The organism is Rhizobium sp. NPDC090275 (assembly GCF_044772225.1).
Lineage (GTDB): Bacteria > Pseudomonadota > Alphaproteobacteria > Rhizobiales > Rhizobiaceae > Rhizobium.
On the sequence record NZ_JBIVYL010000010.1, the window covers coordinates 122,400 to 149,338 of the forward strand.

24 protein-coding genes and 1 tRNA gene are annotated in these 26,939 nt (G+C 61.4%); 17 read left to right on the forward strand and 8 right to left on the reverse strand.

Annotation, left to right across the window (positions count from 1 at the left end; all coding sequences use genetic code 11):
* Positions 1-11 precede the first annotated feature (11 nt).
* From ACIQUB_RS23700 to rplU, 4 genes are all read right to left on the reverse strand, one after another.
* Entirely contained in the window at positions 12-599 is a 588-nt protein-coding gene (locus ACIQUB_RS23700; RefSeq protein ID WP_113238203.1) for a GNAT family N-acetyltransferase, read from the reverse strand.
* A complete protein-coding gene (locus ACIQUB_RS23705) occupies positions 596-1,228 on the reverse strand; it encodes a GNAT family N-acetyltransferase (protein WP_047509049.1) in 633 nt (210 codons plus the stop codon). The genes ACIQUB_RS23700 and ACIQUB_RS23705 overlap by 4 nt, the downstream gene beginning before the upstream one ends.
* A gap of 129 nt (positions 1,229-1,357) precedes the next feature.
* Positions 1,358-1,627, reverse strand: coding sequence for a 50S ribosomal protein L27 (gene rpmA / locus ACIQUB_RS23710; protein ID WP_004127267.1), 270 nt, complete (start codon positions 1,625-1,627; stop codon positions 1,358-1,360).
* A gap of 34 nt (positions 1,628-1,661) precedes the next feature.
* The gene (rplU, locus tag ACIQUB_RS23715) at positions 1,662-1,979 is read right to left on the reverse strand and encodes a 50S ribosomal protein L21 (protein WP_018901071.1); all 318 of its coding nucleotides are present in this window, start codon (positions 1,977-1,979) and stop codon (positions 1,662-1,664) included.
* 314 nt (positions 1,980-2,293) lie between these two features.
* Between rplU and ACIQUB_RS23720 the strand changes: the two genes are divergently transcribed.
* Positions 2,294-2,383: transfer RNA gene (locus ACIQUB_RS23720), tRNA-Ser, on the forward strand.
* A gap of 234 nt (positions 2,384-2,617) precedes the next feature.
* Here ACIQUB_RS23720 and ACIQUB_RS23725 read toward each other — a convergent pair.
* Both ACIQUB_RS23725 and ACIQUB_RS23730 read right to left on the reverse strand, forming a co-directional pair.
* Complete coding sequence (locus tag ACIQUB_RS23725) at positions 2,618-2,947, reverse strand: DUF2322 family protein (protein ID WP_113238204.1); 330 nt, start codon at positions 2,945-2,947, stop codon at positions 2,618-2,620.
* Positions 2,948-3,040: 93 nt separating this feature from the next.
* Positions 3,041-3,355: a DUF6074 family protein gene (locus ACIQUB_RS23730; RefSeq protein ID WP_018901073.1), complete on the reverse strand. Its 315-nt coding sequence runs from the start codon at positions 3,353-3,355 to the stop codon at positions 3,041-3,043.
* Between the two features lie 194 nt (positions 3,356-3,549).
* On the opposite strand from ACIQUB_RS23730, the gene ACIQUB_RS23735 reads away from it, so the two are divergent.
* From ACIQUB_RS23735 to ACIQUB_RS23750, 4 genes are read left to right on the forward strand one after another with little or no spacing between them, the layout of a single operon-like run.
* Positions 3,550-4,185, forward strand: coding sequence for a lysophospholipid acyltransferase family protein (locus tag ACIQUB_RS23735; protein WP_113238205.1), 636 nt, complete (start codon positions 3,550-3,552; stop codon positions 4,183-4,185).
* The gene (locus tag ACIQUB_RS23740; protein WP_113238206.1) at positions 4,182-5,132 is read left to right on the forward strand and encodes a phosphatidate cytidylyltransferase; all 951 of its coding nucleotides are present in this window, start codon (positions 4,182-4,184) and stop codon (positions 5,130-5,132) included. The genes ACIQUB_RS23735 and ACIQUB_RS23740 overlap by 4 nt, the downstream gene beginning before the upstream one ends.
* The gene (locus ACIQUB_RS23745; protein ID WP_113238269.1) at positions 5,129-5,521 is read left to right on the forward strand and encodes a hypothetical protein; all 393 of its coding nucleotides are present in this window, start codon (positions 5,129-5,131) and stop codon (positions 5,519-5,521) included. The genes ACIQUB_RS23740 and ACIQUB_RS23745 overlap by 4 nt, the downstream gene beginning before the upstream one ends.
* Positions 5,518-6,171, forward strand: coding sequence for a CDP-alcohol phosphatidyltransferase family protein (locus tag ACIQUB_RS23750; RefSeq protein ID WP_113238207.1), 654 nt, complete (start codon positions 5,518-5,520; stop codon positions 6,169-6,171). The genes ACIQUB_RS23745 and ACIQUB_RS23750 overlap by 4 nt, the downstream gene beginning before the upstream one ends.
* A 173-nt stretch (positions 6,172-6,344) precedes the next feature.
* Here ACIQUB_RS23750 and ACIQUB_RS23755 read toward each other — a convergent pair whose 3' ends face one another.
* Entirely contained in the window at positions 6,345-7,127 is a 783-nt protein-coding gene (locus ACIQUB_RS23755; RefSeq protein ID WP_113238208.1) for a class I SAM-dependent methyltransferase, read from the reverse strand.
* 344 nt (positions 7,128-7,471) lie between these two features.
* Between ACIQUB_RS23755 and galE the strand changes: the two genes are divergently transcribed.
* Both galE and ACIQUB_RS23765 read left to right on the forward strand, forming a co-directional pair.
* A complete protein-coding gene (gene galE / locus ACIQUB_RS23760) occupies positions 7,472-8,455 on the forward strand; it encodes a UDP-glucose 4-epimerase GalE (RefSeq protein WP_113238209.1) in 984 nt (327 codons plus the stop codon).
* A 12-nt stretch (positions 8,456-8,467) separates the two neighbouring features.
* Entirely contained in the window at positions 8,468-9,988 is a 1,521-nt protein-coding gene (locus ACIQUB_RS23765; protein WP_402932812.1) for an alkaline phosphatase family protein, read from the forward strand.
* Between the two features lie 7 nt (positions 9,989-9,995).
* On the opposite strand, the gene ACIQUB_RS23770 is transcribed toward ACIQUB_RS23765, so the two are convergent.
* The gene (locus ACIQUB_RS23770; protein WP_113238211.1) at positions 9,996-10,505 is read right to left on the reverse strand and encodes a DUF1993 domain-containing protein; all 510 of its coding nucleotides are present in this window, start codon (positions 10,503-10,505) and stop codon (positions 9,996-9,998) included.
* Between the two features lie 259 nt (positions 10,506-10,764).
* On the opposite strand from ACIQUB_RS23770, the gene ACIQUB_RS23775 reads away from it, so the two are divergent.
* The 10 genes from ACIQUB_RS23775 to ACIQUB_RS23820 all read left to right on the forward strand — a co-directional run bounded on the left by ACIQUB_RS23775 (position 10,765) and on the right by ACIQUB_RS23820 (position 26,877).
* Positions 10,765-11,823: a dipeptidase gene (locus ACIQUB_RS23775; protein ID WP_113238212.1), complete on the forward strand. Its 1,059-nt coding sequence runs from the start codon at positions 10,765-10,767 to the stop codon at positions 11,821-11,823.
* 51 nt (positions 11,824-11,874) lie between these two features.
* On the forward strand, positions 11,875-13,518 hold the full coding sequence (locus ACIQUB_RS23780; RefSeq protein WP_113238213.1) for an ABC transporter substrate-binding protein: 1,644 nt from the start codon (positions 11,875-11,877) through the stop codon (positions 13,516-13,518).
* Positions 13,519-13,536: 18 nt separating this feature from the next.
* Complete coding sequence (locus tag ACIQUB_RS23785) at positions 13,537-14,604, forward strand: ABC transporter permease (protein WP_018901084.1); 1,068 nt, start codon at positions 13,537-13,539, stop codon at positions 14,602-14,604.
* Positions 14,601-15,548 carry an ABC transporter permease gene (locus ACIQUB_RS23790; protein WP_289730388.1) on the forward strand — a complete coding sequence of 316 codons (948 nt, stop codon included), beginning with the start codon at positions 14,601-14,603 and terminating at the stop codon, positions 15,546-15,548. Before ACIQUB_RS23785 ends, ACIQUB_RS23790 begins: the two co-directional genes overlap by 4 nt.
* Positions 15,545-16,378 carry an ABC transporter ATP-binding protein gene (locus ACIQUB_RS23795; protein WP_402932819.1) on the forward strand — a complete coding sequence of 278 codons (834 nt, stop codon included), beginning with the start codon at positions 15,545-15,547 and terminating at the stop codon, positions 16,376-16,378. Before ACIQUB_RS23790 ends, ACIQUB_RS23795 begins: the two co-directional genes overlap by 4 nt.
* Entirely contained in the window at positions 16,375-17,124 is a 750-nt protein-coding gene (locus ACIQUB_RS23800; RefSeq protein WP_113238215.1) for an ABC transporter ATP-binding protein, read from the forward strand. Before ACIQUB_RS23795 ends, ACIQUB_RS23800 begins: the two co-directional genes overlap by 4 nt.
* A gap of 160 nt (positions 17,125-17,284) precedes the next feature.
* Positions 17,285-17,467: a hypothetical protein gene (locus ACIQUB_RS23805; protein ID WP_018901088.1), complete on the forward strand. Its 183-nt coding sequence runs from the start codon at positions 17,285-17,287 to the stop codon at positions 17,465-17,467.
* Positions 17,468-17,606: 139 nt separating this feature from the next.
* Positions 17,607-17,771, forward strand: a complete 165-nt coding sequence (locus ACIQUB_RS23810; protein WP_402932824.1) for a hypothetical protein — start codon at positions 17,607-17,609, stop codon at positions 17,769-17,771.
* Between the two features lie 90 nt (positions 17,772-17,861).
* Positions 17,862-18,026 carry a DUF1328 domain-containing protein gene (locus ACIQUB_RS23815; protein WP_018901089.1) on the forward strand — a complete coding sequence of 55 codons (165 nt, stop codon included), beginning with the start codon at positions 17,862-17,864 and terminating at the stop codon, positions 18,024-18,026.
* Between the two features lie 331 nt (positions 18,027-18,357).
* On the forward strand, positions 18,358-26,877 hold the full coding sequence (locus tag ACIQUB_RS23820) for a GH36-type glycosyl hydrolase domain-containing protein (protein ID WP_113238216.1): 8,520 nt from the start codon (positions 18,358-18,360) through the stop codon (positions 26,875-26,877).
* The last annotated feature ends 62 nt before the right edge of the window (positions 26,878-26,939 follow it).

Below are 26,939 nucleotides of genomic sequence, written 5' to 3' on the forward strand. Positions count from 1 at the left end.
TCCATGTTTCATCAGGCGCTCTTGCTCTGCTGCAACGCGCCGGGCTTCAGCATGGTTTCGACATACGTGACCATCGTGTTGCGGGCGAAGCTGAAGACCTCGCTGCAACCGGTCATGCGGAAGCCAATCTTTTCCTGCAGCCTCAGCGACGCCGGATTGTCGGCGAAGACACCGGAATGCACGACGGTCTCGGGCATGCGCCGCGAGAAACGCTCGAGCGTGGCGTAAACCGCCTCGCTCATATAGCCGCGCCGCCAGTAGTAGCGGTTCAGCCAGTAGCCGAGATGCCAGCGGCCGTGCCGGAGCTCGATCGACACCACGCCGATATGCGCGTCGTCGCCATTGGTGATCGCCATCTGCCAGTCCGGCAACCGGCCCGCCGTGACCGGCACCAGCCAGTCGAGCGCATCCTGCCGGTCATAGGGCGCGGGCACTCGTGCCAGCATCCGCGTTACCGCGAAATCGGATAGCGATTCCGCGATCGCATCGGCATCGCTCAGCCGGTGCGCCCGCAGCAAAAGCCGCTCGGTCTTGATGTCGGGCTGCGAGCCGGCGGTGGCAACCTGCGGTCTTGGCCTTTCGAGGCTGAGCGCGCTCATAATACGCTCCCCCAGCTTCTCAGCGACATCCAGGTCTTGCGGTCGAGCCTGTACCATTCGACCGGCACGTTGCTTCCAAGCGCCAGCGAGGCGGCAAGCCCCGATCCCTGGAACTGGAAACCGCACTTCTGGATGACCCGCCGCGAAGCGACGTTCATCACCCGGCAACGGGCGTCGATCTGGTCGACATCCTCACGGGTGCGGAACACCATGTCCACGAGCGCATGGCAGGCCTCGGTCATGAAGCCCTGGTTCCAGTAAGGCTCGCCCAGCCAGTAACCGATCTCGACGGTGCGACCGTCAAGATGCGGTTCGACACCGCAGCAACCGATAAAGGCGCCATTTTCGGCTTTGGTAATCGCATAGACGCACTTGCCAATCTCGCCATTTTTCGTGCGTCGCACGAAGTCGGCGGCATCATTGGCCGTATACGGGTGCGGCATGCGCGACACCATTGTGGCGACTTTGGCGTTGTTGGCGAGATGGGCAAGGGCGTCGATGTCTTCTTCGTGGGGCGCGCGCATGACGAGCCTTTCCGACAGTAAGACAGGGCAATCGGTCCTTAACCGCTCCGGCCGCAGCCGCTCTTCGGGAGACCTTTGGTCTCTCCGTAATAATTCGCCTTGCATGGTTCAGTCCTCCTTGAGGGTAAAGAAAAAGGGGAGATGGGTGGTGCCCCATCTCCCCTTTTTTCTTGACTGAACCTGATACGCTCAGCCGGGTCGATGAGACACCGGCTGCTATAAAGCGCTACCGGCTTATTCCGCTGCTTCCGCTTTCGGCATCACGGATACGTATACGCGGCCGTTGGCCTTCGTACGGTAGTTCACATTGCCGGCGGTGAGAGCAAAGATCGTGTGATCCTTGCCGAGGCCGACGTTGGAACCCGGGTGCCACTGCGTACCGCGCTGACGCACGATAATGTTGCCTGCGATGACGGCTTCGCCGCCGAACTTCTTCACGCCAAGGCGCTTGGATTCAGAATCGCGACCGTTGCGCGACGAACCGCCAGCTTTTTTGTGTGCCATTGGAGTTCTCCTTTAAACCTTAAGTCCCGTGATCTTACTTAGCAGCCACGATGTCCGTGATACGGACAACAGTGTGGTGCTGGCGATGGCCGCGCGAGCGCTTCGAGTTCTGACGACGGCGCTTCTTGAAGGCGATGACCTTCTTGCCGCGGTTGTGCTCGACGACTTCGGCCTTGACGGACGCGCCCTTGACGAAGGGAGCACCGATCGCGGCATCGGCGCCTTCGCCGATTACGAGGACTTCGGTGAATTCGATCGATTCGCCAGCGGTGACTTCAAGCTTCTCGATGGTCAGCACGTCGTTTGCTGCCACACGGTACTGCTTACCGCCGGTCTTGATGACTGCGAACATTTTTTATCCTTTCATGTTCGTTCCGGCTCGACCCGCATCAAACAGGTGGCCGTCTTTTTATCAGTCGATGTTAAGCAGGGATTTCAGGGCTTTTGCCCAGGAACTCTGGCTGCCGGTGATGCCCCACGCGGGCGCGGGGCGGACAAGGCGCGGACTTATCCACACCTATTGGGTTGCGCAGATACGCGAGCATAAAAAAACTGTCAAGGTAAAAGGATGACAAAAGGATGAAATGGCTTGAGATTACGACTTGCCAGCCCGCCAAACTCTCGCTATGAGACAGCCCGCGCCGAACAAGCGCCGACCAACGAAGCGGAGAGGTGGCTGAGTGGTCGAAAGCACCGCACTCGAAATGCGGCATACGGGCAACCGTATCGTGGGTTCGAATCCCACCCTCTCCGCCATATTCTCTTTTGTCCGACCCGGACACAAAGGTAACAATCCGTACCTAAGACATAGGTGACACCCTCGCGCCGAACGGGTTGTCCGTTGTTCGCAATGCCCTCTGTTCGAGGTCAATATTTCCAGAATCAAATCACAGGAAGCTGGCGATCCAAAGTCGACGTCATCGACCCCGCGTGCTTCATCAGCTCGTCGAGACCCTCGTCAAACTTCCAGCCTACGCTGTGCGGCGCTTGTCACCGAGCAACAAGCTCGATGCCCAGCGGCGCAGCGCCGCCGATGATATCAAGCAAGCGGTCGATGTTGGGATGGGCGCCGGGGCGGGTTTTGGCGTCGGCGGTGTGCTCGGCGAAGAGATCGAGGGCGTAGGTTGCGGCTTGCTTGTCGAGCATGCCGAAAGATTGCTGCAGATATTGATAGACTGCGAGCGATCCCTGTTTGCCCGGCTGGTTTTCGATCGTTGCGACAATGGCGCCGGCCGGGTCGGTCAGGTCTATGCGAGCAAGGCCTTCGACTGACGGCAGCAGTTGCAGATTGTCCTTGAACGAAGCCGTGGGCTGGATCATCGCGTATTCCTTTTCGCGTGGCGGATTGGCCTTGCGTCTAGCAGCTTCGGTTCCATGCCGCCATGCCCTCGGAGAGGCCCATGCCCCGCCCGCTTAACGCTTCAGCGCGCGTCCGCTGCGGCTTTGCGAGATCGCCCGCGACTGCGAGCGCTGCACGAGGGCCTGCTGCACCTCGGCCTGGAAAACCATCACCTGATGGCGAACTTCCGCCTCTGGCAGGCCGAGCGATTCGAGTTCGCTCGCCAGGCGCCGGCACTCGGTCTTCCAGTATTGAACGGCATCGGCACCATGCAGGCGCTCGAGTTCGGCGGCGCTGCGATCGATGTCGCCGGCGCGCGAGGCCACAGGAAAAAGGACGATTTCACTTGTGGTCATGGCCTTCAAACTCTTGCTTGTGTTTACCGACATCGATTCGTTCCGTTGTGTTCGACACCATTCCTACCGAAGCATGGTTAACGCTTTCCTCCACCATCTGGCGCGTTGTGCCGGGATGGTCGCGACTTGCTAGCGGTTGCGCGAAACCGGGGGCTTTTGATCCGCCTTAAACACGGCTACACATCTTATATGTGTCAGGTGGATGGGGGATCGATTTGGTACGGAAGATGATCGCGAGGCCGGTGGCGACGGCCATCGTTCTGTTTGCGCGCGCCATAACAGCCGTGCGCGCCATTTGGACAAGCGACGGCCCGACAACGGACACGTGCATCTATTTCGCCAATCATTCGAGCCATGGCGACTTCATTCTGGTCTGGGCCATTCTGCCGCCCCGCATGCGCCGGTCCACGCGCCCGGTGGCGGGCGCCGAATACTGGCTGAAATCAGCGATCACGCGCTTCATCGGCAGCGATGTGTTCGACGCCGTGCTGATCGAGCGCGAGCGCGACAAGCGGACAAGCGATCCGATCGAGGTGATGGCTAATGCGCTGGATGCCGGCTCGTCGCTCATTCTCTTTCCCGAGGGAACCCGCAATCTGACGGACGCATCGCTGCTGCCGTTCAAGAGCGGGCTTTTCCATCTCGCTTCAGCGCGTCCGGATATCCGCCTCGTTCCCGTCTGGATCAACAATCTCAACCGCGTCATGCCGAAGGGCGAGATCGTACCGATCCCGCTGATCTGCACCGTGACCTTCGGAGAGCCGATGCAGATGCTTGCAGGCGAAGACAAGCAGGCCTTTCTTGATCGGGCGCGGACAGCCCTTCTCGATCTCTCTCCAAAACAGCCAGGCGGTAGCGAATGAACACGGCCAATTCCGACCTCCTCACGCTCGTGCTCGGCATCCTCGCGGTGCTCGTCGTCGCATCCGCTGTCGGCTATGTGCTGCAGCGCCGCCTCTCGCCCGATGGCGCAAATGCCTCAATCGAGAACCTCAACGCGCGCATCAAGGCCTGGTGGGTGATGGCGATCCTGATCGGCATCGCCTTCATGATCGGCCGGGTCGGCATACTCATCCTCTTCGGCTTCTGCTCGTTTGCGGCGCTCCGCGAGTTCATCACGCTGACGCACACCAAGCGTGCCGATCACTGGGCGCTGGCGACCGCCTTCTTCGTCGTGCTGCCGCTGCAGTATTTCCTGCTCTGGACCAAGCAATACGGCATCTTCGCGATCTTCATTCCCGTCTATGCCTTCCTGCTGATGCCGATCATCTCGGTGCTGCGTGGCGATACCGAGCGCTTTCTCGACCGGATCGCGGAGGTGCAATGGGCGCTGATGATCTGTGTGTTCTGCGCCTCTCACGTGCCGGCGCTGCTGACGCTCGACATTCCGGGCTATGAGGGCCGCAATGTGCTGCTCATCGCCTTTCTCGTCATCATCGTGCAGCTGAGCGATGTGCTCCAATATGTCTGGGGCAAGCTCTTCGGCCGCACCAAGATCGCCCCCAAGCTCTCACCCTCCAAGACCGTCGAGGGCTTTGTCGGCGGCGTTGCCAGCGCCACGTTGATCGGCGCCGGTCTCTGGTGGATCACGCCGTTCACGCCCTTCCAGGCCGGGCTGCTGGCTTTCGTCATCACCATGATGGGCTTCTTCGGCGGATTGGTGATGTCGGCGATCAAGCGAGACCGCGGCGTCAAGGATTGGGGCAACCTGATCGAAGGCCATGGCGGCCTGATCGACCGACTTGATTCCGTCGTCTTTTCCGCACCGATCTTCTTCCATCTCGTCCGCTACTGGTGGTCGGCCACATGACGACCCGACTGCGGCGCATCGCGGGCAACAGCATCACCCATGTTGCGTTCGCCTTCTGCGCCATGGGCGGATGGGCGATGTTTGCAAACCGGGATTACCAGCCCGGCCGCTTTCTGCTTGCCGGCCTCGTCCAGGGCGCATTGTCCGCCTGCCTGACGCTGTTTCTCAAGACCGCGGTCGAGCAGCTGTCACGCCGGATGAATGGAACGCAGGCCCTCTGGGCGCCGCCGCTGATCGCCTGCCTAGCATCCAGCGCCATTCTGGCAACCATCCACGCGTTGAGCGGCACGCCCGAAATTCTGAAAACGATCGCGCTGCCGCTGGCGGTCTCGACCAGCTATGCGGCGATCTACAACTATTCACTGTACCGGAAGGGAGAGCGGGCATGACCGAAACAGGTGACCGCAGGCCGCTGGCGAGCCGCGACACACACTGGGCGCGCTCGACGGCGCAATGGCTGGCGTCGAAATCCGTCACGCCCAACCAGATCTCGCAGGCAAGCATGATCGCAGCCGCACTCGCCGGCGGCGCCTTCTTTTTGTCGGGACGGCAGGCGGGCTGGGCACAGGCTCCCTTTTTTGTCGCCGCCGCGCTCTTTTGCCAGCTGCGGCTGCTCTGCAATCTCTTCGATGGAATGGTCGCGGTCGAAGGCGGGAAGGGGGCGGCCGATGGGCCGTTCTGGAACGAGTTCCCGGACCGGGTTGCCGACATCCTGATCCTTGTTGGCGCAGGGACGGGCATCGGGGCGCCGGGGCTGGGCTGGGCGGCGGCGGCGTTTGCGGTGCTCACTGCCTATGTCCGCGAGCTCGGCCGCGCCACTGGCCAGCCGAGCGATTTCTCCGGCCCCATGGCCAAGCAGCATCGCATGGCAACGATAACGGGCGCCGCTATTCTATCGGTGTTTCAGCCGCTCTGGGGTGGCACCAATGAAATCTTGCTTGCCGCGCTATGGCTGATCGCAGTCGGCGCCGCATTCACCGCTTTCCGTCGCGGCCGCCGGCTTGTCACGGGTTTGAAGAGCGGCAGCAGCCGGTCCTGACACTCCCCCGCGACCATTTCGCCGGGCGTACCGAAATTCGCGAAACTGCGCTTGCGGAAAGTTAGCGCAGCAATAAAACAGCCGCGTCGCTTCTGTTTTCCCCGAAGCGACCTTGGACTAGCCTCGCTTCGGCGAGGCATTTTTCTTTCTATCGCCCACTGCCGCAAAGCCGGCTATCGATAGGCTCGCTCCGAAAACACGCTCATGCCGCTGCGCACCAAAAGCTGGTGCACGAGACGCCGGCGCATAGGGTTTTCAAGCCGCGCCGCCTTGGAGCCAAGAAACTCGGTTTCGACATGTTCGAACGCCGCGAGATCGGGAGAGGCGGCGATCGCTCTCGAATACTCGGCGTGAAATGCCCGGCGGCACACATAGGTCTTGTATTTGGTGATGCAGAAGACCGCGAACTCGCCCTGCTGCTCGCGCAGGAAATCGGCGACGCCAACCGTCACCTCGGGCCATGTCGGGTTGAACGTGTCGTCGAAGGCGATGATGCCATGATCGGCCAGCGTATCCGCCGCCAGATGCGTGTCGGACATCACGTGATGCAGCATGTGCCCGCCATCGATGCTGAAGAAGCGGACCGGCCCCACTTTCGCGAAGATATCGGCAGGCTTTAGAAGCGTGCTGTCACCCTTGATCACCAAATCTTCCAGGACAGGAAGGCCGAGCCGTCGGCCGTTCTCGACAAACTGCAGATATTGCGCGCTGCCCTTCGTTGTACTGTCGAGATCGAAAAGATCGATGGCGACGATTCGCTGCTCGTCACCGCATATGCGCCGAAAGAGGAAATAAGATCGGCCGTAATAGACGCCAATCTCCGCAATCGCCCCTTCAAAACCGGCCAGAGCCTGATGCTGGAGGATCGCCAGAAACACCAGCGCATCCGGAGGATCGATGTAACCCTCGATCGTTTGAAGATCATGAAAGATAAACTTGCGAATAGCTGAATCCATGCGCGATGTTTTTCCAGATATCTTTGAAGTCTAGTGAAACAGACATAACAAGACACAAAACATAGACCATGCATGAAAGCTAAAATAAGGCAGTATCATAGGTAGCAGTATTTTCTGTCGCTACCAGTAATTCCAGTGATATTGTCGGTCAGGCATGCGTTGATCATGCATCGCAGGCGAATAATCCTCATTCGACCGGTCTTGGATCTCGGCTAACGAAATTCGCTAATCGCGTTGGCCATAAGATGCGGCGAAAGCGGCGTGCAGCCCACTTCGTTCTTTTTATCGCCATGTCGTTGGCCTAACTCTGGTGCTGTCCGATTCCAAATCACAGAAGGTGGTGCATGGCAGGTGAAACAGTTCTGGTCGTTGGTGGTGCAGGCTATATCGGCTCCCACACATGTCTCGATCTCGCCAACAAGGGTTTCAAGCCCGTCGTTTACGACAACTTCTCCAACGGGCACCGCGAGTTCGTCAAATGGGGCCCGGCCGAAGAGGGCGATATCAGGGATCGCGCGCGCCTCGACGAGGTTCTGGCCAAGCACAAGCCCGCAGCCATCCTGCACTTCGCGGCCCTGATCGAGGTCGGCGAATCCGTCAAGGACCCGGTCGCCTTCTACGAAAACAACGTAATCGGCACGCTGACCTTGCTGGCGGCGGCCCAGGCGGCCGGCATCAAGGCTTTCGTTTTCTCCTCCACCTGCGCGACCTATGGCCTGCCGCAGAGCGTGCCGCTGGATGAAACCCACCGCCAGGTGCCGATCAATCCCTACGGCCAGACGAAATACATCGTCGAGCAGGCGCTTGCCGATTACGACAGGTACACCGGCTTCCGCTCGGTCGTGCTGCGTTACTTCAACGCCGCCGGCGCCGATTTCGAAGGCCGTATCGGCGAATGGCATCAGCCGGAAACCCACGCGATCCCGCTCGCGATTGACGCAGCACTCGGACGGCGCGACGGCTTCAAGGTGTTCGGCAGCGATTACGAGACCCGCGACGGCACCTGCGTGCGAGACTACATCCACGTGCTCGATCTTGCCGATGCGCATGTCCGCGCCGTCGAGCATCTGCTGCGCGGTGGTGAATCGGTTGCGCTCAATCTCGGCACCGGCACCGGCACGACGGTCAAGGAACTGCTCGGCGCGATCGAAGACGTCTCCGCCAAGCCGTTCCCCGTCGAATATGTCGGCCGCCGCGAAGGCGATTCGCATACGCTGGTCGCCAACAACGACAAGGCGCGCGAAGTGCTCGGCTGGGTGCCGCAGCATGATCTATCCCAGATCATTCGCTCGGCCTGGAACTGGCATTCGAAATCCAACCATCACTGAATGGCCGCATCAATGACGGGCAAACCGAACATTCTGCTGATCACCGCGGACCAGTGGCGCGGTGATTGCCTCTCGGCACGCAATCACGCCTGCATCAGGACACCGAATGTCGATGCGCTGGCGGCCGAAGGCACGCTGTTTGCCCGTCATTTTGCTGGTGCCGCGCCGTGTTCGCCGGCGCGCGCCACGCTCTATACCGGCCTCTACCAGATGAACCATCGGGTTTGCCGAAACGGCTCGCCGCTCGATGGCAGGTTCGACAATCTGGCGCTGGCAGCCCGGCGCGCCGGCTATGAGCCGACCTTGTTCGGCTACACGGATACGGCACCCGACCCTCGCGGCGTCGATGCCAACGACCCGCACCTGACGACGTATGAAGGACTGCTGCCCGGCTTCACCGCGCGGCAACTGCTCCCGGAACATGAGAGACAATGGCTATCCTGGCTGCGATCGCGCGGGCATGCGGAGGCGACGAGCCGCGATATTCATATCCCCTTGGGGGCCCACCCCGGCGAAATCTCCAACGCGCCGACTGCCTATTCGAAAGACGAGACGCAGACGGCCTTCCTAACCGGTGAGTTCATTCGCTGGCTGGGCGAACAGGATAGTCCGTGGTTCGCGCACATATCCTTCCTGCGCCCGCATCCGCCATTTTCCGCACCGGCGCCTTACAACGACATGTTTTCGCCTGGGGACGGGCCCGCCTTTTCCCGCGCGGCCGATCTAAAAAGCGAGCAGGCGTCCCACCCCTATCTCACCTACGCGATGCCGCGGAGCGACAAGGGCAGCTTCATCCACGGCGCGACCGGCCCGGTCGATGACTGGAACGCCGAGGACATCGCGGCCATTCGCGCCATCTACTATGGCATGATTGCCGAGGTGGACGCGCAGCTGGGCCGTATCTGGGCCGCGCTCAAGGATGTCGGCGCCTGGGAAAACACGGTGATCGTCTTCACGTCGGATCATGCGGAGATGGCCGGCGATCACTGGACCTTCGGCAAGGGCGGCTTCTTTGACGGGAGCTATCACATCCCTTTGGTCATTCGCGATCCGCGATCGACCAATCGCAGCGGAACGGTCGAGCACTTCACCAGCGCCGCCGATATCTTTCCGACGCTTTGCGAGCGCCTGGACGTCGAGCCGGAAAACGGACTGGACGGGCAGTCGCTGCTACCCTTTACCGAAGGGAAGGGCGTCGCGAACTGGCGGGATGCGGCCTTCTGGGAGTTCGATTTCCGCGACATCGCCCACCAACATGCCGAGCGGCACTTCGGCCTGCGATCGAACGAATGCAATCTCGCCGTCGTCAGGGACGAGAACTTCAAATATGTGCATTTCGCCGGCCTGGCGCCGTTGCTCTTCGATCTCAGGAACGACCCGATGGAGCTGCGAAATATCGCGGCCGATCCGGCGCACGCTTCGACACGGCTCGCCTACGCGGAAAAACTGCTGTCGCTGCGCGCCCGCCACCTCGACCAGACCCTGGCCTACACCGAGCTGACGGAGAAAGGGCCGGTTCGACACCGGCCCTGATTGATCGTCAAGAAAAGCGTCCGAGATAATCGAGCTTGCCGACCTGAGCGCCCTTGTTGCGCAGGATCGCGTGCGCCATCGAGATGTGGAAATAGAAGTTCGGCAGCGCGAAGCTCAAGACGTAGTCGTCGCCGCGGAAAACCGTTCTGTGGCCACCCGGAGAAATGACCACCTCGCGGGTTTCAGCACCATCGAGCGTATCCGGCGAAACGGTCGCGAGATAGGCTTCCGTTTTCGCAACACGCGCCCTGAGCTCGGCGATCGTCGTCTCGTTGTCCTCGAATTTCGGCGCGTCCGTACCCGTTAGCCGTGCAATCGCAAGCTTGGCGCTATCGGTGGCCCGCTGGTACTGACCAGAAAACGGCAGCATGTCCGGCGCCAGCCGCGTCGCGACCAGCTCCACGGGATCGATGCCCTTCTCGCTGGCGAAGGCCTCCGCCTTGTCGAGATAGTTGGTCAAGGTTGTCAGGCCGCGCTGAAATACAGGCACTGTCAGGCGATAGATTGAAATAGACATTGCGCTCTCCACCGGGGCCGACGACCGGCCACCGTTTCCGCGATAGGATATAGTCAGGCGGCATCTGATTTTCATCGGCCGGTGCAGCATTCTCCGCGTTTTTGCAGTGTCCTCTCGCGACGGCAATGCTGCACCTAACCATGGGTTGTCGCTCCAAAATAATCTCAAAAAAGGGGTGGCGTATTCCGCCAGCTTTTCTATTCTGCGCGCTTCGCATCGCCCACCCTGCCTCAGGGGAGCAGGGCTTACAGGAACTGACATGCAATTCGTATTCGACGGCCACAACGACGTTCTCCTCCGCCTTTGGACGCATGAGCGGGAGGGCGGCGACCCCGTCGCCGAGTTTGCGAACGGAACGGACACCGGCCACATCGACGCGCCGCGCGCCAAGGCAGGCGGCCTGGCCGGTGGCCTTTGCGCCATCTACATTCCCTCGGGCGATCTGGTCTTCGCCGATCCCGACAAGGACGGCCACTACGTCACCCCGCTCGCAGCGCCTCTCGATCCATTGCCATCGCTGCGGATCGCCAATGAAATGGCCGCGATCGCCCTGCGCCTCGATCGCGCCGGCGCCTGGCGTCTGTGCCGCACGGTCAAGGATATCCGCAAATCCATCGACGACGGTGTTTTCGCCGCTGTCATGCACATGGAAGGCTGTGAGGCGATCGGGTCGGATCTGGCCGCGCTGGAAGTCTTCTACGCCGCGGGCCTTCGCTCGCTGGGTCCCGTCTGGAGCCGGCACAACATCTTCGGCCACGGCGTTCCGTTTGCCTTCCCGATGTCGCCGGATACCGGCCTCGGCCTGACCGACGCCGGCTTCGAACTGGTTCGCGAGTGCAACCGCCTGGGCATCATGATCGATCTCGCCCACATTACAGAAAAGGGCTTCTGGGATGTCGCGAAGACGACGGACCAGCCGCTCGTTGCCAGCCACTCGAACGTCCATGCGCTTACACCGGTCGCCCGCAACCTGACGGACAGGCAGCTTGACGCGATCAAGGAAAGCCGCGGCCTCGTCGGCCTCAACTATGCAACCGCCATGCTGCGCGACGACGCCCGCTCGGACGGTGATACGCCGCTCAGCGACATGGTTCGCCATATCGACTACCTCGTCGAGCGTATCGGCATCGATTGCGTTGCGCTCGGATCGGACTTCGACGGCGCAACCATACCGGATGAAATCGGCGACGCCTCGGGCAACCAGAAGCTGATTGATGCGCTTCAGCGTGCTGGATATGGTGGCGAGGATTTGAAGAAAATGGCCAGCGAAAACTGGCTTCGGATTTTGTCTTCGGCATGGGGAGAAGAGGCTGCCTGAGACTGCTAACGTGCTTTGACTAAATTCAAAAATGAACAGGGGACGAAAATTATGATGATGACCAGATTGAACCGCAGCTTCCGTGTGCTTTCCGCCGGCGCCGCCCTCTCTATCCTGATGATGGCCGCGCCCGCCGCCTTCGCTGAGACCCCGAAGGATACCCTCGTCGAGGGCTTCGCGATCGACGACATCATCACCATGGATCCGGGCGAAGCATTCGAGCTTTCGACCGCCGAGATGACCAGCAACACCTACAGCCTGCTCGTGCGCCTCGACATGGCCGACACGTCCAAGGTCAAGGGCGACCTCGCCGAGAGCTGGACCGTTTCGGATGACGGCCTGACCTATACGTTCAAGCTGAAGCCCGGCATGAAGTTCGCCTCCGGCAACCCGATCACCGCCGAAGACGTTGCATGGTCCTTCGAGCGCGCCGTCAAGCTCGACAAGAGCCCCGCCTTCATCATCACCCAGTTCGGCATCACGGGTGACAACGTCACCGAGAAAGCCAAGGCGACCGACGAAAACACCTTCACCTTCACGGTCGACAAGCCCTACGCGCCGAGCTTCGTCCTGAACTGCCTCACGGCAACGGTTGCTTCCGTCGTCGACAAGAAGCTGGTTCTCGACCACGTCAAGCCGGTTACCCCGTCGGCCGACTACAAGTACGACAACGACTTCGGCAATGAGTGGCTGAAGACCGGCTATGCTGGCTCCGGCGCCTTCAAGCTGCGCGAATGGCGCGCCAACGAAGTGGTCGTGCTCGAGCGCAACGACAACTACTATGGCGAAAAGGCCAAGCTCGCCCGCGTCATCTATCGCTTCATGAAGGAAAGCTCGGCGCAGCGCCTGGCGCTCGAGGCCGGTGACATCGACATCGCCCGCAACCTGGAGCCCGGCGACCTCGACGCTGTTGCAAAGAACACCGATCTCGCCAGCGAAAGCGCGCCCAAGGGCACCGTCTACTTCATCAGCCTCAACTCCAAGAACGAGAACCTGAAGAAGCCGGAAGTCCAGGAAGCCTTCAAGTACCTGGTCGACTACGACGCGATTGGCGCCACCCTGATCAAGGGCATCGGCGAAATCCACCAGACCTTCCTGCCGAAGGGCCAGCTCGGCGCGCTTGACGAGAACCCATACAAGTTCGACGTCGCCAAGGCCAAGGAACTGCTCGCCAAGGCAGGCCTGAAGGACGGCTTCTCGGTCACCATCGACGTGCGCAATACGCAGCCGGTAACCGGTATCGCCGAATCCATCCAGCAGTCGGTCGCCCAGGCCGGCATCAAGATGGAAATCATCCCGGGTGACGGCAAGCAGACGCTGACCAAGTTCCGCGCCCGCACGCACGACATCTACATCGGCCAGTGGGGCTCGGATTACTTCGACCCGAACTCCAACGCCGATACCTTCACCAGCAACCCGGATAACTCCGACGCCGGCACCGTGAAGACGCTCGCTTGGCGCAACACGTTTGAAGCGCCTGAACTGGACAAGGAAGCCAAGGCTGCCCTGCTCGAACGCGACAACGACAAGCGCGCGGCGATGTATCAGGACATCCAGAAGAAGTACCTGGCCAACAGCCCGTTCGTCTTCATCTTCCAGCAGACCGAAGTCGCGGGTTACCGCAGGGGCGTGACGAACTTCAAACTCGGCCCGAGCTTCGACACCAACTATGTCGGCATGATCGGCAAGGAATGATCCGGCAGGATTGATAGATTGAGCATCGTCGAAACAAAGACGGAAGCACGGCCGAAACCCGGCCGTGCTCTTCCTTTTGCGAAGGCTGTGGGCCGTTTTCTGGTCGCCGCCGTCACCACCTATCTCGGCCTTCTGGCCGTGACCTTCTTCATCGGCCGCGTCGTGCCCATCGATCCGGTGCTCGCCATTCTCGGCGACCGCGCGCCCGCCCATGTGGTTGAGCGCGTACGGCGCGAAATGGGCTTCGACCTGCCGCTCTACCAGCAGTTCTATATCTACCTCAAAGGGATCCTGGCCGGCGATTTCGGCACTTCGGTGCTGACGACCAATCCCGTCATGGTCGATATCAAGCGCGTTTTCCCGGCGACGATCGAACTCGCCACGCTCGGCACCATCATCGGCTCGGTGATCGGCGTCCCGCTCGGCGTCCTCGCCGCCGTCAAGCGCGGCAGCTTCGCCGACCAGATCGTTCGCGTCATCGGCCTGATCGGCTATTCCGTGCCGATCTTCTGGCTGTCGCTGATCTCGCTGGTGATCTTCTACGCCAAGCTGCGCTGGGTCGCTTTCCCCGGCCGCATCGATATCGTCTTCGAATACAGCTTCACGCCGGTCACCGGCTTCTATCTGCTCGACAGCGCCATGCAGGGACAGTGGGATGTCTTCTACGACGTCTTCCGCCACATCATCCTGCCAGCCTCGCTGCTCGGCTATTTCTCGCTCGCCTATATCAGCCGCATGACCCGAAGCTTCATGCTGAACGAACTCAGCCAGGAATATGTCGTTGCCGCGCGCGCCAAGGGCCTGTCGGAAACCCGGGTGATCTGGGGCCACGCGTTGCGGAACGCCGCGGTGCCGCTCGTCACCGTCATCGCGCTCTCCTATGCCGGACTGCTCGAAGGTTCGGTCCTGACCGAGACGGTCTTCTCCTGGCCCGGCATCGGCCTCTACATCACCAATTCGCTGCAGAATGCCGACATGAACGCCGTGCTTGGCGGCACCATCGTCATCGGCACCGTCTTCATCGGCATCAACCTCTTGTCTGATCTTCTTTATCGGACCCTCGATCCCAGGACCCGAACCCGATGAGCATGCAAGCAAACAACACCGCAACCAATGTCAGACCGATGACCCGCCGCGAGTGGCTGCTCTCCGACCGGCCGCAATCGCGCACCCAGGCCCGTCTCGGCCGCGCTTACGTCACCTGGCGGCAGTTTACCGCCAACCGCCTGGCGGTTGTTGGCCTCTTCATCATCATCGCGCTGCTCGTGATGGCCGCCTTTGCCGATGTGCTGGCCACGCACTCGCCCGTCGTCGGCGATCTCCGCAACGCTCGCCTTCTGCCGCCCGGCGCCGAGGGCTATCTTCTCGGTACCGACGACCAGGGTCGCGATATCTATTCGCGCCTGATCTACGGTTCCCGCCTGACGCTGATGGTCGTCGTCCTCGTCGCCATCATCTCGGCGCCGATCGGCCTCCTGGTCGGCACCGTGTCCGGCTATGCCGGCGGCTGGGTCGATGCCATCCTGATGCGCATCACCGACATCTTCCTTGCCTTCCCGAAGCTTGTCTTGGCGCTCGCCTTCGTCGCAGCGCTCGGTCCGGGCATCCAGAACGCCATCATCGCCATCGCCATCACCTCCTGGCCGCCGTACGCCCGTATCGCGCGCGCGGAGACCCTGACGGTACGGCGCTCCGATTACATCTCGGCTGTCCGCCTCATGGGCGCGTCGCCGCTGCGTATCGTCGTGCGCCATGTGATGCCGCTCTGCATCTCCTCGCTGATCGTGCGCGTCACGCTCGATATGGCGGGCATCATCCTTACGGCAGCCGGCCTCGGCTTCCTCGGCCTCGGCGCCCAGCCGCCGCTGCCGGAGTGGGGCGCGATGATCGCCTCGGGCCGCCGCTTCATCCTCGACCAATGGTGGGTCGCCGCCATGCCGGGGATCGCCATCCTCGTTGTCAGCCTCGGCTTCAACCTGCTTGGAGACGGCCTGCGCGACGCGCTGGATCCGAAGGAGAGCGGCCAATGAGTACGCTCCTCACCGTCAAGAACCTCAAGGTCAGCTACCCCACGCGCACCGGCGTCATCGAGGCCGTGCGCGGCGTCTCCTTCACACTCGGCAAGGAACGCCTGGGCATCGTCGGCGAATCCGGCTCTGGCAAGTCGCAGACGGGCCGCGCCATCATGGGGCTGACGCCGCCGCATGGTATCGTCACGGCCGATACGCTCGACTTCAACGGCATCGACCTTCTGTCGGCCTCAGCCAAGGAGCGTCGGCAACTGCGCGGCAAGCGTATCGCCATGGTGCTGCAGGATCCGAAATATTCGCTCGATCCGGTCATGACGATAGGCAAGCAGATCTGCGAGACGCTGAGAACACACGAGAAGATTGGCAAGGGCGAAGCACGCGATCGCGCAATTGCCATGCTGGAAGCCGTGCAGATCCGCGAACCGCAGCGCGTCTTCAATCTCTATCCGCATGAAGTATCCGGCGGCATGGGCCAGCGCGCCATGATCGCCATGATGCTGATCGCCGACCCCGAACTGCTGATCGCCGACGAGCCGACGTCGGCGCTCGACGTAACCGTGCAGCTCGATGTCCTCAGGATCATGGACCGCCTGGTGTCCGAGCGCGGTATGGGTCTGATCTTCGTGTCCCACGACCTGCGCCTCGTCTCCTCCTTCTGCGACCGCGTCATCGTCATGTACGCCGGCAAGGTGGTCGAGGAGCTGAAGGCCTCCGAGCTCAAGAACGCCCACCATCCCTATACGCAAGGACTTTTGAACTGCATGCCCCAGATCGGCGAAAACAGGCATCCTCTGCCGGTGCTGGACCGCAAGCCGGAGTGGGCCGCATGACAGCAGCCCTTTCCGTCGACAATGTCACCGTCATCTACGACCATTTCCATGCGCTGAAGGATGTCAGCGTCGAGATCGCCGAAGGTCAGTCCTTCGGTCTCGTCGGTGAATCCGGCTCTGGAAAATCCACCCTGCTACGCGCCGTCGCGGGCCTTGCTCCCGTCAAGAACGGAACGATCAGGATCCACGGCGAGCAGCTCTCGGGTTCCAAGCGCAGCAAGGCCTTCTATCGCAAGGTCCAGATGGTGTTCCAGGACCCCTACGGTTCGCTGCATCCGCGCCAGACGATCGATCGGCTGCTGCTCGAGCCGCTGGCGATCCATGGCATCTCGGACAGCGATATGCGCATCGCTCGCGCGCTCGATGAAGTCGGCCTCGGCAACGGCTTCCGGTTCCGCTATCCGCATCAGCTCTCCGGCGGCCAACGCCAGCGCGTCGCCATCGCCCGCGCCCTGATCGTCGAACCGTCGATCCTGCTGCTCGACGAGCCGACTTCGGCGCTGGACGCCTCCGTGCAGGCCGAAGTGCTGAACCTTCTGGAGCAGGTCAGGCGCGACCGGAAACTGACCTTCGTCATGGTCAGCCACGATCTCGGCGTCATCACCCACATGTGCGAAAACCTCGCCGTGATGCGCGGTGGCACCGTGGTCGAACGTCTGACGGCCGATCAGCTCGCCAAGGCCGAAGTTCACGAAGACTACACGAAAAGTTTGATGGTCGCGAGCAAGGGCTTCGTGAAAGTCTGAAGCCCAATCTTTTCAAGTAATTGAAATTTTTAACAATCGGCGGACCGTTAAGAATAACGGTCCGTTAAAACACGACCAATCGACTAGACTATTGACAGCTGCCTTGCTTCTGTCATGATTGCGTTAACGGCTGTTAGCTTTCGTGATCATGGAGATAAAGATGTTCTTTCTCGGCGGCATGACCATGGGTTACTTCGCACCTCCAGCCAAGGCTGCCAAGCGGGCGGCTCCGCTGTTCAAGACGGCAAAGCGGGATCGAAAGATTGTTGCGAAGAAGAAGAGCTCCTACAAGGACAGCGCGGTGGAGCGCTCCCTGATCTGGGCCTGGCACACCATCTGTTAGACCGTCCCTTTTAGGCCGTCCAAGACAAGACGGATTTTCTCAGCAAGCGACATCTGGTGGAATTTTATCTCTACCATTCAGATAGACTATATAAGAAACTGAGCTCTCAATAAGAGCTAGAAACAGGCGGAGGCAACACATGGCAAACTTGGGTATGTCGCATACTCACGCGGACCACTATCGTTCCGGACGCTCCAAGAAGCCGGCAACGGCGCGTGGTCGTTTGCATCTGGCAGCCAATGCGGCGCTGGTCGTGGCCGCATTCACCTTTCTCGCAGCCGTGGTCTGCGGCGTTATCGGTTAGAGCACCGAAAACAAACCCTTTTTCACCAAGCAGGGAACCAAAAAGGCACACCATCGTTATCTGGTCAGCAACGACTAAATGGAGATGGCAATGCTTTACTACGCACTCGTATTTCTTGTTGTAGCCCTGATCGCCGGCGTTCTGGGGTTCGGCGGCATCGCAGGCGCGTCAGCATCGATTGCCCAGGTACTGTTCTTCATATTCCTGGTGCTGTTTGTTGTATCGCTTGTCGCGCGGCTCATGCGCCGCGTCTAAATCCAGCATAATCAACGAAATCCGGCGTCCAAAAGGCGCCGGATTTTTCGTGCGTTCGCCACTTGCCGAAACCTCTTGACTTGAATTGTCGCAATAGTGTCCAACTTTCCCGATTGGCTTGGCGGGGAGGCGTCGTTCAATCTCACCCACCTCTTTGCCCGGCTGGTCGCAAGATCAAATCTAAATCGATTCGCATTGCCGTTCGATTGCACCTGCCAATGTTTTCAGTGTGGCCGCAAAAGACCGGTATTGTTCATGCGGCAGTCATATTTGGCAGTGCACAAGGCAAACCCTACCGACCATAACTTTGTTTGGATCCAGAACCGAACCCATGTCTATTTCCCCCACGTCTCCGAGCCCGTCCCGCGAGTCCGAAACCAAGCAGATCGATCACAACGACTCGATCCGCGCGACCTATATGTCGATCGAAGACATCAGGGCGATGGGTGCATCCGCAGCCACCTCAGGTGTCAATTCGCTGGTCGCTTTCGCACCCTTCGACTTCTTCGCCCGGCATAAGGAGAACGAGAAGGAAATCCTGCGCGTCTACCGCACGACGGCAGCGGATGTGGAGGCCGGCGAGACGATTACCCCGGCCGCAGAGTGGCTTCTGGACAACCACTACATCGTCGAGGAAGCAATCCAGGAAGTCCGCCGCGACTTCCCCAAGCGCTTCTACCGCGAACTGCCGACGATCGATGTGAATGGCACCAAGATCCCGCGCACACTGGCGCTGGCCTGGCTCTATGTAGCGCACACGCACAGCACCATTTCGCAGGAAAGCCTCACCGCTCTGGTCGATGGCTTCCAGGAACATGAAACACTGCGGATCGGCGAGCTCTGGGCGCTGCCTTCGCTGGTGCGCTACGTTCTGGTCGAAAACCTGCGCCGCATCTCGATCCGCGTTGAGCGCAGCCGCCGCATGCGCCGCCGCGCCAATGAGGCCGCCGACGAATTGGTGCGCCTGACCGATCCGGCAAAGGCAGCCGAGTATCTGAAGACGCTTGAGCCGCTTGCCGAGGACAATACGTTCTCGACGCAGTTCCTCTACCGCATGCGCGACGGCTCGCAGACCTCGAGCCTTGCCATCACCTGGCTGGATGAGCGCCTCGAGGCACTCGGCCGCGACACCGAAGCGACGACGATGGCCGAACACAGCCGTCTCTCCTCCGGCAACGTCACCATGGGCAACATCATTCGCAGCCTGCGCGAGATCGACGACACCGAATGGTCCGTCTGGGTCGAGCAGGTCAGCCACGTCGACAAGCTGCTCTGGGACAACTCCGACTACGGCCTTCTCGATTCCGGCTCGCGCAACAAGTACCGCAAGCAGATCGAAAAGCTCGCCAAGCGCTCCACCATGACCGAAATGGAGATCGCGCAACTCGCGCTCGACATGACGACGGAGGCGAAGGAATCGGGCGAAGACGATCCGCACGAGCCCAATGTCGGCAGCTTCCTCGCCGGCGCGCAGCGTCCGAAGCTGGAAGCGAGAGCGACCTACAGCCCGACGCTGGTGCAGCATTTCGTTCGCGCAGTACGCCGGTTCAACTGGCTGTCGATCGCGGTACCGGTGCTGCTCCTGACCATTCTTGCGATGGTCATCGTCGGCCATTTCATGGCAAGCGCCGGCATGGCGCCGGTGGCCATCATCCTGCTCCTGATCATGTTCTCGCTGCCGGCATCGGAAGGCGCAACGGGTCTCTTCAACACCGTGCTCTCCTTCTTCGTCACGCCGGCGCGCCTCGTCGGCTATGAGTTCAAGGAAGGCATTCCGGAAGACGCACGCACGCTTCTGGTCGTGCCCTGCCTGATCTCCAACCGCGACAGCGTCGACGAACTCGTCCGCAACATCGAGGTTCACTATCTCGCCAACCCGCGTGGCGAAATCTACTTCGCACTGCTGAGCGACTGGCCAGACAGCCAGGTCGAGGAGACGGCCGCCGATCTCGAAGTTCTCGACTACGCTCGCCGCGAAGTCGCAAACCTCTCTGCACGCTATGCCTATGACGGCAAGACCCGCTTCTATCTCCTGCACCGCCGCCGCCTCTACAATCCGTCGGAAGGCGCGTGGATGGGCTGGGAGCGCAAGCGTGGCAAGCTGCATGAGCTGAACCTGCTCCTGCGCGGTGACCGTGACACGACCTATCTGCCGGGCGCCAATATCGTCCCTGAAAACGTACAGTACGTGATGACGCTCGACGCCGATACGCGTCTGATGCGCGACGCCGTCACCAAGCTCGTCGGCAAGCTGTATCACCCGACCAACCGCCCAGTGATCAACCCGGAAACCGGCCGCGTCGAGAGCGGCTATGGCGTCCTGCAGCCGCGCGTGACGCCGTCTCTGACGACTGGCAAGGACGCATCCGTCTTCCAGCGCGTCTTCTCGATCAACCGCGGTCTGGACCCCTATGTCTTCACCGTCTCCGACGTCTATCAGGACCTCGCGGGCGAGGGCACCTTCACCGGCAAGGGCCTCTACCACGTCGATGCCTTCGAAGCTGCCCTGAAGGGACGCATCGAGGAAAACTCGGTTCTCAGCCACGACCTGCTCGAGGGCTCGATGGCGCGTTGCGCGCTCGTGACCGACCTCGAACTCGTCGAGGACTTCCCGACCCGTTACGAAGTCGAGACGTCGCGCCAGCATCGCTGGGCGCGTGGCGACTGGCAGCTGCTGCCTTACATGTTCAGCACCAAGCACGGCGTCACCGCGCTCGGCCGCTGGAAAATGTTCGACAACCTGCGTCGCTCGCTGACCCCGATCGCCTGGTTCTTCGCCTCCGTGCTCGGCTGGTACTTCATGGATCCGCTCGGCGCCCTGATCTGGCAGATCGTCCTGATCTTCTGCCTGTTCGTCGCTCCGACGCTGTCGCTTATCAACGGCATCATTCCGCGCACCAGCGATATCGTCGCGCGCGCCCACCTCTATACCGTCTGGTCCGATATCCGCGCCGCCAACGCGCAGGTGGCGCTCCGCATCGTATTCATCGCAGACGGCGCCTGCATGATGGCTGACGCCATCGGCCGCTCGCTCTACCGCCTCTTCGTCAGCCACAAGCTGATGCTGCAATGGAAAACCGCGGCAAGCGTCCAGGCTGGCAAGCAGGGCACGATCTGGTCCTATTACAAGGCCATGTGGCATGCACCGGTGCTTGCACTGCTCGGCCTCGCCTTCGCCGTCGTCTCCGGCGACAAGGCCTACCTCGTCGGTATCCCCTTCGTTGCGCTCTGGATTCTCTCCCCGCTGGTCGCCTATTACGTCAGCCAGTCGGCGGAAACCGAAGATCGCCTCGAAGTCGCCGAATCTGTCTCCAACGATCTGCGCAAGATCGCACGCCGCACCTGGCGCTATTTCGACACCTTCACGACGGCAGAACAGAACTACCTGCCGCCGGACAACGTCCAGGAGACGCCGCACGTCATCGTCGCGACCCGCACGTCTCCGACCAACATCGGCGTCTACCTCCTGTCCGTGGTCTCCGGCCGCCAGTTCGGCTGGTTCTCCTTCGAGGAAACGATCGAGCGCCTCGAGCAGACGATCGCCACCATCGACAGGATGGAGAAATTCCGCGGCCACCTGTTCAACTGGTACCACACCGATACGCTGGAAACGCTTGGACCGCGCTACGTCTCGGCCGTCGACAGCGGCAACCTCGCCGGTCACCTGATCGCGATCTCGTCCGCCTGCCGCAACTGGGCCGAAGCCCCGTCCGCGCACATGCAGGGCAGCCTCGATGGCGTCGGCGACACGGCGGGCATCCTGGCCGAAGTGCTGGCCGACCTGCCGGATGACCGCAAGACCGTGCGTCCGCTGCGCCGCCGTCTGGAGGAACGTATCATCGGCTTCCAGAACGCGCTCGCCGCCGTCAAGCGCGAGCACGAATTCGCGTCGATCCGCATCATCAACCTCTCGGTTCTTGCCCGCGACATCCAGAAGCTCGCGGCCAACCTCGATCACGAAGTGAAGTCGGCGCTGAGCGCCGAGGTCACCCAGTGGGCCGAGGCGCTGGTAAAGGTCTGCGAAGCCCATATCTCCGACAGCACCTTCGACCTCGCCAACATCGACGCTCTGCGTCCGCGCCTGATTGCGCTGCGCGACAAGGCCCGCGATCTGGCATTCTCGATGGACTTCGGCTTCCTCTTCCGTCCGGAGCGTCGTCTTCTGTCTATCGGTTACCGCGTCGAAAGCGGCGAGCTCGATCAGGCCTGCTACGACCTTCTGGCATCGGAATGCCGCCTCACCAGTCTCTTCGGCATCGCCAAGGGCGACCTGCCAACCGAACACTGGTACCGCCTCGGCCGCCAGGTCGTGCCGGTCGGCTCGCGCGGCGCGCTGGTCTCCTGGTCCGGCTCTATGTTCGAATATCTGATGCCGCCTCTCGTCATGCAGGAGCGTGGCGGCGGTATCCTCAACCAGACCAACAATCTGGTCGTGGTCGAGCAGATGAATTACGCCCGCAAGCTGGGCATTCCGTGGGGCATCTCGGAAGCGGCCTTCAACGCCCGCGACCATAACCTCAACTACCAGTACACGAACTTCGGCGTGCCGACGCTCGGCCTGAAGCGTGGTCTCGGCCACAACGCGGTCATCGCCCCTTACGCCTCGATCCTCGCCAGCCAGTACAATCCGCCGGCGGCCATCGAGAACCTCGAACGCCTGCGCAAGCTCGGCGCGCTCGGCAAATACGGCTTCCACGATGCCGTGGACTTCACGCCGACCCGCGTACCTGAGGGCAAGACCTGCGCTGTCGTCTACAACTACTATGCCCACCACCATGGCATGTCGATCGCGGCCGTCGCCAACGTCGCCTTCAACGGCCATCTGCGCGAACTCTTCCACTCCGATCCCGTCATCGAAGCGGCTGAGCTGATGCTGCAGGAAAAGGCGCCGCGCGACATTCCCGTCATGAGCGGCAAGCACGAGTCCGACACCCCCGCCAGCATCCAGGACGACCTGCTGCGTCCGGAAATCCGCAAGATCTACGATCCTGCGGCCCGTGATCGCGAACTGGTCTTCCTCTCCAACGGCCACTACTCGATGATGCTGACCGCCACTGGCGCCGGCTACTCGCGCTGGAACGGCCAGTCCGTATCCCGCTGGAAGCCCGATCCGACCGAGGATCGCTGGGGCACCTTCATCTTCCTGCGCGACACCGCTACCAACGAATGGTGGTCGGCGACCGCGGAACCGAAGAGCATCGAAGGCGAACAGGTCAAGGTTCTCTTCGCGGATGAAAAGGCCGAGTTCACCAAAACCGTCGGCGAGCTCACCAGCGAAGTCGAGGTGATCGTTGCCACCGAGCACGATGCCGAAGGCCGCCGCCTTACGCTGCTCAACACCAGCACGGAAGATCGCTTCATCGAAGTGACATCCTATCTCGAACCGGTCTTGACCAACGACGACACCGACAACGCTCATCCGGCCTTCGCCCGCATGTTCGTGAAGACGGAGATCGGCAAGCGCGGCGACGTCATTCGCGTCGAGCGCAACAAGCGCGACGGCAACGAGCCGAATATCGCGGTCGCGCATCTGATCGTCGATAACGCCGGCGCGACGCGCCACACCGAGTTCGAAACCGACCGCCGCAAGTTCCTCGGCCGCGGCCGCAGCCTCGCAAACGCTGCCGCCTTCGACCAGGGTGCGACGCTCTCGGGTACCGACGGTTTCACGCTCGATCCGGTGCTCTCGCTGCGCCGCACAGTCCGTGTTCCTGCCGGCAAGAAGGTCAGCGTCATTTTCTGGACCATCGCGGCGCCATCGCGCAACGAAGTGGACCAGGCAGTCGATCGCTACCGCCACGCCGATGCCTTCAACCACGAGCTCGTACAGGCATGGACGCGCACGCAGGTGCAGATGCGCCATGTCGGCGTCACCTCGCAGCAGGCATCCGCCTTCCAGCATCTCGGCCGCCACCTCGTCTACCCCGACATGTATCTGCGTGCGGATACCGCAGCGGTGCAGGCGGGCATGCAGTCGCAGTCCTCGCTATGGCCGCTGGCGATTTCGGGCGATTTCCCGATCTTCACCCTGCGCATCAACGACGACATGGATCTGGATATCGCAAGGGAAGCCCTGCTGGCACAGGAATACCTGCGCTCGCGCGGCGTCACCGCAGATCTGGTGATCATGAACGAGCGTGCCTCTTCGTATGCGCAGGACATGCAGCACGCCGTCGACCAGATGGCCGAGAACGTTCGTCGTCTCGGCCAGGCAGACGGCCTGCGCCAGCACATCTTCACGGTCCGCAAGGATCTGATGGAGGAGGCGACCTACCACGCGCTGATCTCGGCATCCCGCGTCACCTTCCATGCCAAGAACGGCAAGATCATCGATCAGATCAATCGTGCCGTGGCGCTGTTTGCGCCGACCAAGGAAGAGCAGCAGGAACTCGAGAAGGTCAACGCCACGAAGTCGCGCGCCAAGCGCACGGCACCGGCCGCCAAGGCACAGGTCCCGGCGCTGGTTGTCGAAGAGCATGGCGATCTGAACTTCTGGAACGGTATCGGCGGCTTCTCCGGCGACGGACGCGAATATGTCGTCCGCATCCCGGGCGGCCATGCCACCCCTCAGCCGTGGATCAACGTGATCTCGAACGAGAAGTTCGGTTTCCACGTCGCGGCCGAAGGCGCTGGTTTCACCTGGAGCACCAATTCGCGTGACTACCAGCTGACCCCTTGGACCAACGACGCGGTCATCAACCGTCCGGGCGAAGCGATCTATGTGATGGATCGGGACAGCGGAACCGTGATGACACCGTTTGCCGCCTTGTCCGACCGTCAGGATATCCAGTTCGAAGCCCGTCATGGCCTCGGCTACTCGGTCTTCTCCAGCGTCCAGAACGACGTTTCTTTGGAGCTGACGCAGACGGTCGATCGCGAGCGGCCGGTGAAGCTGCAGCGCTTGCGCCTGCGCAACAACGGCAGCAGCCAGCGCAAGCTGCGTCTCTACGGCTATGTCGAGTGGGTGCTCGGCAACAATCCACAGAAGACGGCACCGTTCATTCTCTCCGAACACGACGCCGAGACCGGCGCCCTGTTTGCGAGCAACAACTACAGCATCGACTACTCCTCACGTGTGGCCTTCTTTGCCGCCAGCGAGCAACTGTCGGGCTACACGGCAAGCCGCCGCGAGTTCATCGGCAAGGCGGGCACCATCAAGGCTCCAGCAGCCTTGAATCCGGCTACCGTTTTGTCGAGCAACATCGATCTGGATGGTGATCCGGCAGCGGCTCTCGCAATCGACATCGATCTCGCCGCCGGCGAAGAGCGTGACGTCATCCTTTATCTCGGCGATACCGCGACGAAGGAAGAAGCCCGCGCACTGATCGCCGATATCCGCAAGGCATCCTTCGACGGCGCGGTTCAGGCAAATCGGGACTTCTGGCACGCCTTCACTGGCAAGCTGCAGATCTCGACCCCCGATCAGGGCATGAACACCCTGATCAACACATGGCTCCCCTACCAGAGCCTCGGCTGCCGCATCATGGCACGCACGGCCTTCTATCAGGCCAGCGGCGCCTTCGGCTTCCGCGACCAGCTGCAGGATACGCTGGCCTTCGTGCTGCACGAGCCATCGATCGCCCGCAAGCAGATCGTCAACGCCGCCTCGCGCCAGTTCCGCGAGGGCGACGTCCAGCATTGGTGGTTGCCTGGAACGGGTGCAGGCGTTCGTACGCTGATCTCCGACGACGTGGTCTGGCTGGCCTATGCAATTCACCACTATTGCACGGTGACTGGCGACAAGAGCGTTCTCGACGACGAGCTTGCCTTCATCGAAGGCCCGGCGCTTCTGCAGGGACAGCACGATTCGTTCTACCGCCCGGAAAAATCCGAGGACAAGGTGAGCGTCTACGAGCATGCCGCCATCGCGCTCGATCTCGCCATTGCCCGCAAGGGAGCCAACGGCCTGCCGCTCTTCCTCGGCGGCGACTGGAACGACGGCATGAACCGCGTCGGCATCGGCGGCAAGGGCACGAGCGTATGGCTCGGCTGGTTCCTCGCAGGCGCGCTGCGCTCCTTCAGCGCCTTCGCAGCCGAACGTGGCGACACCGCCCGCGTCGAACGCTGGGGCAAGCATCTCACCGAACTCAAGGCAGCGCTTGAAACCGCCGCCTGGGATGGCGCCCACTACCGCCGAGGCACTTTCGATGACGGCAGCCTGCTTGGTTCGAAGGAAAGCCTGGAATGCCAGATCGATTCGATCGCGCAGTCCTGGAGCGTTCTGTCAGGTGAGGGCGATCCGGCCCATGCCGCCAAGGCCATGGATTCGGTACTCGCCAAGCTCGTCGACATGGACGCGCGCATCATCCGCCTGTTCACGCCGCCCTTTGCCAACTCGGCCAAGGATCCCGGTTACATCAAGGCCTATCCGCCCGGCGTTCGCGAAAACGGCGGCCAGTACACCCACGCGGCTACCTGGGTCGTCATGGCGCTGGCCGAACTCAATCGCGGCGACGACGCACTGCGTTGCTTCGACCTCCTGAACCCGATCAGCCACACCAAGGACCCAGCCTCCGCTGAGCACTACCGAGTGGAACCCTATGTCATTGCCGCCGACGTCTATGGCGACGGCGCCTTGACCGGTCGTGGTGGCTGGACCTGGTACACCGGTTCCGCCGGTTGGCTCTACCGCGCTGCCGTCGAGGGCATCCTCGGAATCCGGCTTAAGAACGGCCGTATCCATGTGAAGCCGTCGCTGCCGACAACGTGGGAAGGCTTCTCTGCGGAAATCGAGCACGCAGGAGCTAAATACCTCATTTCGGTCTCAAAATCGTCCCATCCAAGGGGCTACGATTTGACCATCAACGGACGTCAAGTCACCGATCCCGATGAGGGATATCCGGTCGGATAACCGCACTTTTCATGCAAACCATCCGGCGATTCGTTGAGGCCAAAAGGGAAACCTTTTGGCCT